This is a genomic window from Gelidibacter sp. (genome assembly GCF_035577925.1).
Taxonomy (GTDB): Bacteria; Bacteroidota; Bacteroidia; order Flavobacteriales; family Flavobacteriaceae; genus Gelidibacter.
In genome coordinates, this window is the sequence record NZ_DATJCY010000207.1 from 1 (window position 1) to 12,458 (window position 12,458).

Sequence of the window (12,458 nt, forward strand, 5' to 3'; positions counted from 1 at the left end):
TCATATGTTGGCTTCTATTTTACAAGAATCCGGTTATAAAGTAGGACTTTATACATCACCACATTTAAAAGATTTTAGAGAACGTATTAAGATCAATGGCAAGGAAATAAGCGAAGCTTTTGTTGTTGATTTCATCAAAAAACATCAATCCTTTTTTGAATCCCATTTCTTATCATTTTTTGAAATGACCGTTGGAATGGCTTTTGATTATTTCTCTAAGGAAAAAGTCGATATTGCCGTTATTGAAGTGGGTATGGGCGGACGATTGGATTCTACCAATGTCATTACTCCTCAAGTGTCCGTCATTACCAATATTGGATTGGACCACACACAATTTTTAGGGCATACTTTGGAAGCCATCGCTTTTGAAAAAGGAGGTATTATAAAACCTCACGTTCACGTGGTTATTGGAGAAACGCAACCCGAAACAAAAGACGTGTTTAAAACACTTGCTAAAGAGCGCCATTCTGAAATTCGATTTGCTGATCAACAGGAAATTGTAAAAGATTATGAAAGTGATCTTAAAGGTGAGTATCAGATAAAAAACAGAAAAACCGTTCTTTCTGCCATAGATCTACTTCGATACAAGGGGTTTCAAATTTCGGAAGAAGCACTTGTACAAGGATTCAAAAAGGTGATTAAAAACACAGGATTACATGGCCGTTGGGAAATTCTTCAAATGCAGCCAAAGCTAATTTGTGACACAGCACACAATAAAGAAGGTTTAACTTATGCCATGGCACAATTGCGAAAGGAAGATTATGCGCAACTTCACATGGTTTTTGGAGTGGTAAACGATAAGGATGTTTCGTCTGTTTTGCCATTGTTGCCTAAGAAAGCTATTTATTATTTTTGCAAACCGAATATTCCGAGAGGATTAAATGCTGAAGATTTAAAAAATATTTTCATTGCCAATGGATTTGTAGGTAACGCTTATAATAGTGTTGAGGATGCCTTAAAGGCTGCAAAACAGAATGCTGCGAAGGGAGATGTTATTTATGTTGGGGGCAGTACATTTGTTGTTGCAGAAATAATTTAAAATTTCTTTAAAAAAGTTTTTGAGAATTGAAAAACTAATCTATATTTGCACACTCGAAAGAGGGCGATTAGCTCAGCTGGTTCAGAGCACCTCGTTTACACCGAGGGGGTCGGGGGTTCGAACCCCTCATCGCCCACAAAAGTTGAACTTTATTTTACAATGAAGTTTTTAAATCATTGAAAACCTGCAAATACTTAATTTGCAGGTTTTTTATTTTCTCCCATCGCATCCAAAATTTTCAAAAACGCACATAATTAATGTGGCAGAATCGTGGCACTTTCCAGATTTAGAAAAAGTGCTTCAAAATTCAGCGTAAATTGCTGGTAATAAAGATGTAGATGAGTTGACAACTTGATTCATAAGTGAGTTTATTGCCTTTGTCAAATGATTATTACCTAAGTTCGACTTAATAAAATAATGTTTTTTAGGTTTCCAAATGTTATTCCCAATTCTCCAGTCTGAGTGCCACAACCACTAAAAGATATATTCTGAGCACTTGCGAACGTTCCGGCCAAGGGGCTCACTGGACAAACTTCATAAAGTGACATATTCAATAGGTGCAACCTATCTCTATCCTCCTCTGAAAATACGTCTAACAGTCTTTCTTACATCTTTTATGAGCCTTGGATATAATTAAGCATGCTTTGGGTGCTTATGCCAATCGAGATTTGTATTAAATCTTCAAAAAAAACAAGGATGCTGGTCGTTGGTTTATTTTTTGGAGTAAAAACTTTTTCCAGCATGTTTTTGTGGTAATTTTAAAAACGTACGAGATTACTCTACATATCCTCTTCCAAATACATTTTTTGTACCCTTTTAAACAAATCGGAAGAATACACAAATCCAGTGACGGCTTCATTATCGGTTTTAAAGATGTTTTTGTTGGAGCCTTCCCATTCTTTAAGACCATCTTTAAGAAAAATAATTTTCTCGCCAATTTCCATAACAGAATTCATATCATGCGTATTGATAATGGTCGTAATATCATATTCGCGGGTAATTTCCTGAATAAGGTTATCAATTACGGTGGCCGTTCTAGGATCTAATCCGGAGTTTGGCTCATCGCAAAACAAATATTTAGGTTGGTTAACGATTGCTCGAGCAATAGCCACACGTTTTTGCATTCCGCCCGAAGCTTCACTGGGCAATTTGTTATGGGCATCGCCTAAGTTTACTCTTTCTAAAACCAAACTCACACGGTCGTTCATTTCCTTGTTGCTTAACTTGGTAAACATTTGCAACGGGAATTTAACGTTTTCAGCAATGGTCATCGAATCAAAAAGTGCACTACCTTGAAAAACCATGCCCATTTTAGCCCTTAAATTACTTCTTTCGTCAAGTGTCAAATCAGAGTAGTTTGTGCCGTCATAAGCGATGGTTCCGGAATCTGGCGTATATAAACCCAATAAGGTTTTTAAAAAGACAGTTTTACCAGACCCACTTTGGCCAATAATAAGGTTGGTTTTTCCTTTTTCAAAAGTTGTTGAAACCCCTTTTAAAATATACGAATCCCCAAAAGATTTATGGATATTATTAACTTCAATCATTAGCTTAACATCAATTGTGTGAGTATATAATTTAAAAGAATAATGGCAACACTGGTCCAAACAAATGACGTGGTACTTGCTTTTCCAACCTCTAGCGCGCCGCCTTTCATATAATAGCCATAATAAGACGGGATTGTGGCCAATAAAAACGCAAAAACAAAAGTTTTAATAAAGGCATAAGTGATATGAAATGGAATAAAATCCATTTGAATCCCTGTGATATAATCGTCCAAAGTGGCAAAGCCTCCAAAAACACAAGCAGCCATTCCGCCAAGAATTCCCAAAAACATGGCAATGGAAATTAAAAACGGATACAGCATAAGCGCAATAAATTTTGGGAACACCAAATAATTGATGGCGTTAATCCCCATCACTTCCAAAGCGTCAATTTGCTCAGTAACACGCATGGTTCCTATGCTTGAAGTGATAAATGAGCCTACTTTCCCTGCCATAATAATAGAGATAAAAGTGGGTGCAAATTCCAGAATAATCGATTGTCGCGTAGCAAAGCCTACTAATGATTTTGGTATGAGTGGATTGCTGATGTTCAAGGCCGTTTGAATGGTGACAACACCACCAACAAAAAAAGCAATGAAGGCCACAATGCCTAACGAGTTAATGATTAAATCGTCAATATCCTTGAAAATTAAATGCCGCATCACCGACCATTTGGTTGGTTTACGAAACATTTCCTTTATCATTAAAAAGTACTGACCAATATTATGTAGGTAGCTCATATTAGATTTTAATTAGTGCTAAGGTAAAAAAATATGACGTATTTAATCCGAGTTTTGATTTTAGATGGTTTAAAAAAAACGTATGTTTGATCGTCGAATTCAAATTTATAAAAATGACAAAGATTATTTCTTCTATCCTCGTTAGTTTGTTTTTTATTACAACATTTTATGCGCAACAACCGACGGCCAAAAATAGGACGAACAAAGATAACACTATTCAAACGCAACCAAAATTAATTGTTGGCATTGTTGTCGATCAAATGCGATATGATTACCTCACGCGTTTTTATGATAAATATGGAGAAGGTGGGTTTAAGCGAATGATGAATGAAGGATTTGATTGCCGAAATAATCATTTTAATTATGTGCCAACGTACACCGCACCTGGCCACAGTTCGGTTTATACAGGTACATCACCCAAATACCATGGTATAATTGGTAATAACTGGTACGATAAGGAAATAAAATCATCGGTTTATTGTGCAGGTGATGATAGCGTAGAACCGGTTGGAACCAAGGACAAAGCTGGTAAAATGTCACCACACCGAATGAAAACGACCACTTTTACTGATGAAAACCGATTGTTTACACAGTTACAAGGTAAAACAATTGGAATTGCACTTAAGGATAGAGGCGCCATTTTGCCTGCCGGACATACCGCAAATGCGGCGTATTGGTTTCATGGCCAAGATGAAGGTCGCTGGATTTCAAGTACTTTTTACATGACCCAATTGCCAAAATGGGTTCAGAATTTTAATAATTCAAATATTGCAAATTCTTATTTTAAAGAATGGAATACTTTATATGATATAAAAACTTATACTGAAAGTACAGCCGACGATAATAGTTTTGAAGGCGGATTTAAGGGTAAGGAAAAAACGACGTTTCCGTACGATTTGAAAGCTTTAAAAGATCAGAATTCAGGATTTGAATTACTTAAATCAACACCTTATGGAAATAGTTTAACAACAGATTTTGCTTTAGCTGCTATTGATGGCGAAGATTTGGGCAAAGATAATATTACTGATGTACTGACCTTAAGTTATTCAAGTACAGATTATGTAGGTCATAATTTTGGAGTAAGTTCGAAAGAAGTTCAGGATACGTATTTACGCCTTGACAAAGATTTGGAGCGTTTGTTTAATGCGTTGGACCAAAAAGTAGGAAAAGGGAATTATACTGTTTTCTTAACTGCAGATCATGCTGCTGTTGAGGTACCTTCTTATTTGTCAAGCTTGAAAATTCCTGCGGGTTATTTTGATGGAAAGGCGTTTAGAGAGAAACTCAATGCGTTTTTAAAAGCAACTTATAACGCTGATGGTCTTGTAGAAAACTACAGTAATAACCAAATTTTCTTGAATCGAGCAAAACTTTCAGAAATGGGATTAAAGCTTCAAGAGGTTCAGCAAACCATTGTTAACGAAATTATTGCTTATAAACACATTGATAAGGCCTATACAGGAATGTCAATGACCCAAGCGTCTTTTACAGCTGGTATTGAGGAATTGGTTCAGAATGGCTATGATCAAAAACGTTCAGGTGATGTTGTTTATATTTTTGAACCCGGTGTTTTATCCTATAGTTTAACAGGTTCTTCGCATGGAACTTCATTTAATTATGATACGCATGTACCACTTTTACTTTTTGGAAATGGGATTAAACATGGCCACAGCTTTAAAAAAACGCATATTACTGATATTGCACCTACCATGTCTGCACTATTGGGAATTGGTTTTCCAAGTGGCGCAACAGGACAACCTTTAGAGTTTGTTTTGGAAAAGTAATTTGAAAAACAGAAAACTTTATAGCATTCTGGTCTTAATCCTAATTTTAGGAGTTTATGGCTATGAGTTTTTTTTAGAAAAAAAAGAAACTTTTGAAGTTGTAAACGCGGGTGAGAAGGTAAAATCATCTACTAAAATACGATTATTACCAGCAAGTACTTTAGGCCAGGTCATCCATCATCAGGGGTATTCTTTGTCTTATAGCGAACCCCATGAACAGGCGGAATGGGTGGCCTATGAATTGAAAAAGTCACATCTTTCTACAGCTAATTTCAAACGGCCTTATTTTGAAGTAGATCATGCTGTTAAAACAGGAGCGGCAAGTTGGAAAAACTATAAAGATTCAGGTTATGACCGTGGGCATTTATGTCCGGCAGGAGATCGGAAATATAGTCAAGAAGCTTATGAAGAAACTTTTTTGACCAGTAATATCAGTCCGCAGGATCCCGAATTTAATGCGGGGATTTGGAATGATTTAGAACAAAAAGTTCGGGATTGGGCCTACAAATATGATGGCGTATTTGTTATTGCCGGAGGTGTTTTAAAAGGTAATTTAAAAACTATTGGAAATGAACGCGTAGCGGTGCCCAATCAGTTTTATAAAATTGTTTATGATCCTGAAAATGAAAAGATGATTGCTTTTTTAATGCCAAACCGAAATTCCAATCAACCTTTAAAAGATTTTGTGGTATCAGTAGATTCGATTGAAACACTCACGGGTATTGACTTCTTTCCAGAACTTGAAGATGGACTTGAAGATAAGTTAGAGGCCATGGCCAATTATAGAAACTGGAATTGATTTTTTATATTGGTTTTTGAATCATTTGATAATATTGAAGTTGGTTTTTCAAAAAACTAATAAATGCAATGTTAAATTCTAGTTCTTGGTTTTTTCTTTGGCATAAATCTTTAAAAACTCCTTATCTGCATTGTTTTGATAAAGTTCCAATAATTTCTTCTTACCGTTTTCACCTAAAGTTTGGCGTAACGATGGGCTCTCAATCAATTGTTTTAGGCAAGATTTAAATTCTTCTTTGCTGTCATACAATAAACCACATTCCGAATTTTCAATAAGTTCTTGTTGTGCTTTACATTTCGTGGCCAATATGGGTATTTTTCCATACATATATTGAAATAATTTATTGGCAACACCTGAATCATGTTGGGCATTTACCTGAAAAGGAGCCAAGCCAATTGCTATTTTTTTAAGATATGCAGGAAGATATTTTACATCGGCCCACGGAATATAAGTAAGGTGATCCTTTAAAACAGAATGGTTGATATAACTGTTGAATTCATTTTTATCGGCTTTATCGACTGGGCCAATAATGAGTGTATGGAACAGGTTGCCTTCTTCAAGCAATTCGATAATCCATGGAAGGATATCAATAATACCTCTACGTTGGGCAACCACTCCAAAATAAAATAGCGTGAGCCCTTCCGAATTAAAATCTACCGAAAACTCATTTTTTTCAAAGGTTTTAAAACTTTCAAAATCTGGCATATTAGGATGCACATAAATTGACTTAGACTTTAAAAATGGAAATCGATCCATTAGATCTTGCTTAAAAGAGTTGCTCAATACCACAAGATTATCTGCGTAACTTAAATACTCACCTTCTTTTTGATACCATTTCTCGGGTTGGACCACATGTTTTCGCCATCCTTTTATGGCCCATTGGTAAGAATTGATGGCGGCCGGATAATTTTCATGTAAATCCAGCGTCAATGTTATGTCGCGATTGCTTTTTTGGATACCAGTTCTTGCAGCTTTAGCCAAATACAAATCGTGCGCATGTACAGTATCAAGATTATTGTCCGTTATGAATTTAGAAATATGTTTTTTCCATAAGGTTTCATAAAATCCAAAATTTGTACTTAGCAATACAAAGAGATCCCGGATTTTTCGATGAATTTTAATTCTTGAGACCTTAATATCAGTATAAGATCGGTAATCTTTTTTGAAATCAAAACAGAGCACAAAAATGGTATGTCCTTCTTTTTGAAGTAAACGTATTTCTTTTTGAACCCGATGGTCGTGGTCAAATTCGTTATCTACAACAACGCCAATTTTCATTTTAATATTTGTAAACTATGGCATTGATATGCATTCCGGCGCCAACACTTGCAAACATGATGATGTCTCCTTTATTGAGATTTTGGTTTTTTAACTGGTTGTTTCTGACTAAATCAAACAAGGTTGGAATAGTTGCCACCGAGCTGTTTCCCAATTCATGAATACTCATTGGCATAATGTTTTCTGGTATTTCAGCGTTGTAAAGTTTGTAAAATCGTTTTAAGATAGCTTCGTCCATTTTTTCATTGGCTTGATGGATGAATATTTTTTTAACTTCCTTAATGTCGATGCCTGTTTTATCCAAACATGCTTTCATGGCCAGTGGCACATTGTTTAAGGCAAATTCGTATATTTTTCTTCCATCCATTTTGATGTAGCGGATGTCGGGACATAATTCTTTATTATTAGAATTTCCGAAGTATAAGTAATAAGCTTCATCATAAGTATAACTTCCGGTTTCATGAGCAAGGATCCCACCTTCGTCATCGGTTAATTCAACGATTGTTGCACCGGCGCCATCACTGTAAATCATGGAATCACGATCGTGTTTATCTACAACTCTCGATAAGGTTTCAGAACCAATAACCAAGCACTTTTTTGCAATTCCAGCTTTTATAAATGCATTGGCCTGAATCACGCCCTCAATCCATCCCGGGCAGCCAAAAAGAATATCGTAAGCCACACATTTTGGATTTTTGATGCGTAAACTATGCTTTACGCGCGATGCCAAACATGGTAACACATCAGTTTGAATAGTGTTGTATTTTACATCTCCAAAATTGTGTGCCATGATAATATAATCCAGTTCTTCTGGATCAATTTTGGCATCTGCTATTGCTTTCTCTGCAGCAAAAAAAGCAAGATCGGAAGAGGTTAAGTGATTATGTGCGTATCGACGTTCGTCAATACCTGTAATCGCCTTAAATTTTTCAATGATTACCGTATTTGGATGTTTCAGATCCGAGCCATCTAGATTTAAGAAACGATGTTTATCAAAATTCTCGTTTTTTTCAATGCTAGTTGGTATGTAGCAGCCTGTTCCTGTAATCTTTATACCCATTTGTTTTTTTGTTTAAGCGGTTTACTAATGTAATGATATTGGTTGTTATTTCCGATAACTTTATTGTTTTTTTGACAGTTTGCCAATGTATTAAAAAAATCGATTCCATAAACCGAAATCAATAAAAAAGCACTCATTTTAAAGATTAAATGAGTGCTTTTTACAGTTTTATTGGCTTAAAAATTAAGCGTCCATATATTCTTCGATAGGTGCACAGGTACAAATCAGGTTCCTGTCGCCAAAAGCATCGTCAACACGGCGTACGGATGGCCAAAATTTATTGTCTCTAATATAGTCCAATGGATAGGCAGCCGCTTCTCTGGTGTATGGGAAATCCCATTGGTCGGAAGTTAGCATGGCCAACGTGTGAGGTGCGTTTTTAAGAACGTTATTGATATCGTCTTTTGAAGCATGGTCAATTTCTTTTCTGATAGAAATCATGGCATCGCAAAAGCGGTCCATTTCTTCTTTGCTTTCGCTTTCTGTAGGCTCGATCATTAGAGTTCCTGCTACAGGAAACGAAACGGTTGGTGCATGAAAACCATAATCCATCAATCGTTTGGCAATATCAGTTACTTCAATGCCGTTTTCTTTAAATGGTCGGCAATCTACAATCATCTCGTGGGCTGCGCGTCCGCGTTCTCCAGAATATAACGTATCAAAATGACCTTCTAAACGGCGTTTGATATAGTTGGCGTTTAAAATAGCAGTTTGCGTCACATTTTTTAAGCCTTCGGCACCAAGCATTTTGATATAGCCATAAGAAATTAAACACACTAATGCTGATCCATACGGTGCTGCAGAAATAGCTGTAATTGCTTTTTCTCCACCAGTTTTTATGATTGGATTACCAGGTAAAAAAGGAACAAGTTGTTCTGCTACACAAATTGGCCCAACACCAGGACCACCGCCACCATGAGGAATGGCAAATGTTTTGTGAAGATTAAGGTGGCAAACGTCGGCACCAATATTACCAGGATTGGTCAAACCTACTTGCGCATTCATGTTGGCACCGTCCATATAAACTTGTCCGCCATTATCGTGGATAATTTGGGTGATTTCTTTAATAGCCGATTCGTAAACACCATGTGTTGATGGATAAGTGACCATTAAACAAGAGAGATTATCTTTATGCTTTATAGCTTTTTCACGTAAATCTTCAACGTCAATATTCCCTTCTTCGGTAGATTTTGTGACTACCACTTTCATACCCGCCATAACTGCACTTGCAGGATTGGTTCCGTGTGCCGATGAAGGAATTAAACAAATATTACGATGACCTTCATTGCGCGAATCGTGATAGGCCTTAATGACCATTAGGCCTGCAAATTCTCCTTGTGCACCAGAATTTGGTTGTAAAGAAGTGCCAGCAAAACCAGTGATTTCAGTCAGTTGATCTTCTAATGCTTTTAAAACGATCTGATACCCTTCAGCTTGTTCTATGGGGCAGAATGGATGGATTGAGCCCCAGTTTGGCCAGCTCAATGGTAACATTTCTGCGGCAGCGTTAAGTTTCATGGTACAAGATCCCAAAGCAATCATGGAATGGTTTAAAGACAAATCTTTACGCTCTAACATTTTGATATAACGCATCAATTCAGTCTCAGAGTGGTGTGAATTGAACACTTCCAAAGTCAAAAATTCGGTTTGACGTTGTAGGCTTTCGGTAATATTAGAGGCGCTTTCTATAGATGCTAAAGTAACCGTGTCAACTTGATTGTGTTCAGCAAAAATTGCCAAAATTTCATTCGCATCTTTCAAAGACGTGGTTTGGTTGATGGAAATCGTAACCGTATTGGCATTTGGATAATTGAAATTCACTTCGTGACGTTCTGCTATCTTTTTGATGGCATCGGCATTGGCTTCAACTTGAAGAGTGTCAAAAAACGACGTATTTTTCTGTTTGTAGCCTAGTTTTTCCAATCCTTTAGCTACGCTCGATGCGGTGTTGTGAACTGTATCAGCAATAAATTGCAATCCTTTTGGGCCGTGATAAACCGCGTACATCGATGCCATAACCGCCAGTAAAACCTGTGCTGTACAAATGTTTGATGTAGCTTTATCGCGCTTAATGTGTTGTTCGCGGGTTTGTAGTGCCATACGCAAAGCTCTGTTGCCGTTCATGTCTTTGGTTACGCCAATAATACGGCCTGGCAAATCACGTTTGTAAGCATCTTTGGTGGCAAAATAAGCTGCGTGAGGACCACCGTAACCCATCGGGATTCCGAAGCGTTGTGTTGTTCCAACGACTACGTCTGCACCAAATTTACCTGGAGCTTCCAACTTTACCAAGCTTAAAATATCGGCAGCAACGGCAACTTTAATCTGGTTGTCATTGGCTTTTTCAATAAACGTTTTGATGTCACTAATCTGTCCATCTTTTCCTGGATATTGCAAAATGGCTCCGAAAAATTCTTTTGAAAAATCAAATTCATCTTCATTGCCAACCACCAATTCAACGCCTATTGGTGTTGCTCTGGTTTGTAGCAACGATAAGGTTTGTGGTAAAATAGCGTCAGAAACAAAAAACTTGTTCACGTTGTTTTTCTTCTGATCTCTATCTCTAACTGCAAATAACAAGGCAACGGCTTCAGCTGCCGCCGTGCTTTCATCCAAAAGCGATGCATTGGCAATCTCCATTCCTGTCAAATCGGTAATAATGGTCTGGAAGTTTAAAAGTGCTTCCAATCGGCCCTGTGCAATTTCGGCTTGGTACGGTGTGTATGCTGTGTACCAACCTGGATTTTCAAGAATATTACGTTGGATTACCGCTGGAACAATAGTTGGGTGATAACCTAAACCAATATAAGATTTAAATATTTTATTCTTTTTTGAAAGCTCAAGAATATGGTTGATATAATCATATTCGCTCATTGGTTCATCCAGGTTCAATCCGTTTTTTAATCGGATGTCGCCAGGAACAGTTTCGACAATAAGTTGGTCTAAACTGTCCACCCCAATGGTTTTGAGCATTTCATTTTGGTCATTTTCATTAGGACCAATATGGCGAAGAGCAAAAGAGTTTGTGTTCATTGATAATAGTGTTGTGTTAGCCTCCATTTGTGGAGATAAATAATTTATAAAAAAGCCTTTAATTCTACGGTGTTAGGGCTACTTTTTCTATGGCGCGAAATTACGGGAAATATCGATATATTCTGTTAAGTAAATCTAAAGTTTTCAACCATCGCTCGGTGTTATTAACACAATTCTTATTTTTGTATAATGAAGCGGATCAAGGACATATTTGATTTTTATATCAATAGTAGCATCCATGTTGCCTTATCCGTGTTTTCCATGACGTATGTGTCGTTGTTGGAATTTAATTTGCCTACCAATTGGAACTTACTTTTTTTCGTGTTTTTCTCTACAATTACCGGATATAATTTTATTAAGTTTTTTGGAATTGCAAAGTTCCATCACCGTCGATTGACTCGAAAATTAAAGATTATCCAAGAGTTTTCATTGGTTTGTTTTTTGTTGATGATTTGGTTTGTATTTCAGTTGGAATCTGAAACTTTGATGTATATCGGTGTTTTTGGCGCCATTACTTTTTTATATACCATTCCGTTTTTGCCAAAACGACTTTTTATCGATCATCAAAAAAACCTCAGGGAAATAGGCGGATTAAAAGTGTATATTATTGGATTGGTTTGGGGTGGCGTGACGGTTTTATTACCAGTTTTAGACAGCAACCAATCCTTTGATTGGGATGTTTGGATAACTGCCATTCAGCGGTTTGTTCTGGTTATGATGTTGATGTTGCCCTTTGAAATCAGGGATTTACAATACGACGATTTGAAATTGGCCACAATTCCGCAGAAAATTGGCATTCGGAATACTAAGGTTATAGGCACTTTACTCGGAATGGTGTTTTTTGCTTTGGAATTTTCAAAAGAGCAGCTCACTCTTAAGTTGATTATATTGACTTTGACCATTGCAATAATAACGCTTCTGTTTATAGTTTTTGCAAATAGAAACAGGAGCAATTATTACAGTTCGTTTTGGGTAGAAAGTATCCCGATTTTATGGCTGATTTTACATTTTGTGTTTTAGTGGGGTGGATTTTAAACCTAAAACTTATGAAAAATAATAAAGGCATTCGCAATTAAAAATTAAATACGAATGCCTTGGTAAAATATGCGTTTTTCTAAACTTTATATGAGAGGAATAAATTGAATTTAAGATATTGCCTCTGGTTATTTCTCAATTAAACC

The 12,458-nt window shown here is 36.6% G+C and carries 9 protein-coding genes and 1 tRNA gene; 5 read left to right on the forward strand and 5 right to left on the reverse strand.

What is annotated here, in order from left to right; genetic code table 11:
• Nucleotides 1-1,039 (forward strand): bifunctional folylpolyglutamate synthase/dihydrofolate synthase (locus VNJ50_RS08000; RefSeq protein ID WP_325580716.1); only part of this gene is annotated, 1,039 nt, incomplete at its 5' end.
• Between the two features lie 61 nt (nt 1,040-1,100).
• Nucleotides 1,101-1,175 (forward strand) — tRNA-Val (locus VNJ50_RS08005).
• A 643-nt stretch (nt 1,176-1,818) separates the two neighbouring features.
• Here VNJ50_RS08005 and VNJ50_RS08010 read toward each other — a convergent pair.
• Both VNJ50_RS08010 and VNJ50_RS08015 read right to left on the reverse strand, forming a co-directional pair.
• A complete protein-coding gene (locus VNJ50_RS08010; RefSeq protein WP_325580718.1) occupies nt 1,819-2,586 on the reverse strand; it encodes an ABC transporter ATP-binding protein in 768 nt (255 codons plus the stop codon).
• Complete coding sequence (locus VNJ50_RS08015) at nt 2,586-3,323, reverse strand: ABC transporter permease (protein ID WP_325580720.1); 738 nt, start codon at nt 3,321-3,323, stop codon at nt 2,586-2,588. The genes VNJ50_RS08010 and VNJ50_RS08015 overlap by 1 nt, the downstream gene beginning before the upstream one ends.
• A gap of 113 nt (nt 3,324-3,436) precedes the next feature.
• On the opposite strand from VNJ50_RS08015, the gene pafA reads away from it, so the two are divergent.
• A complete protein-coding gene (gene pafA / locus VNJ50_RS08020) occupies nt 3,437-5,107 on the forward strand; it encodes an alkaline phosphatase PafA (RefSeq protein ID WP_325580722.1) in 1,671 nt (556 codons plus the stop codon).
• A 1-nt stretch (nt 5,108) separates the two neighbouring features.
• Nucleotides 5,109-5,906 (forward strand): DNA/RNA non-specific endonuclease, encoded by a 798-nt coding sequence (locus tag VNJ50_RS08025; RefSeq protein WP_325580723.1) that lies wholly within the window; start codon nt 5,109-5,111, stop codon nt 5,904-5,906.
• A 78-nt stretch (nt 5,907-5,984) separates the two neighbouring features.
• Here the strand turns inward: VNJ50_RS08025 and VNJ50_RS08030 are convergent, their stop codons facing one another.
• From VNJ50_RS08030 to gcvP, 3 genes are all read right to left on the reverse strand, one after another.
• Nucleotides 5,985-7,184, reverse strand: coding sequence for a glycosyltransferase family 4 protein (locus tag VNJ50_RS08030; protein ID WP_325580725.1), 1,200 nt, complete (start codon nt 7,182-7,184; stop codon nt 5,985-5,987).
• 1 nt (nt 7,185) lies between these two features.
• Nucleotides 7,186-8,244 carry a ketoacyl-ACP synthase III gene (locus VNJ50_RS08035; protein ID WP_325580727.1) on the reverse strand — a complete coding sequence of 353 codons (1,059 nt, stop codon included), beginning with the start codon at nt 8,242-8,244 and terminating at the stop codon, nt 7,186-7,188.
• 183 nt (nt 8,245-8,427) lie between these two features.
• Nucleotides 8,428-11,277, reverse strand: coding sequence for an aminomethyl-transferring glycine dehydrogenase (gene gcvP / locus VNJ50_RS08040; RefSeq protein ID WP_325580729.1), 2,850 nt, complete (start codon nt 11,275-11,277; stop codon nt 8,428-8,430).
• A gap of 189 nt (nt 11,278-11,466) precedes the next feature.
• Here gcvP and VNJ50_RS08045 point away from each other — a divergent pair, with 189 nt between their 5' ends.
• A complete protein-coding gene (locus VNJ50_RS08045) occupies nt 11,467-12,297 on the forward strand; it encodes a hypothetical protein (RefSeq protein WP_325580730.1) in 831 nt (276 codons plus the stop codon).
• The last annotated feature ends 161 nt before the right edge of the window (nt 12,298-12,458 follow it).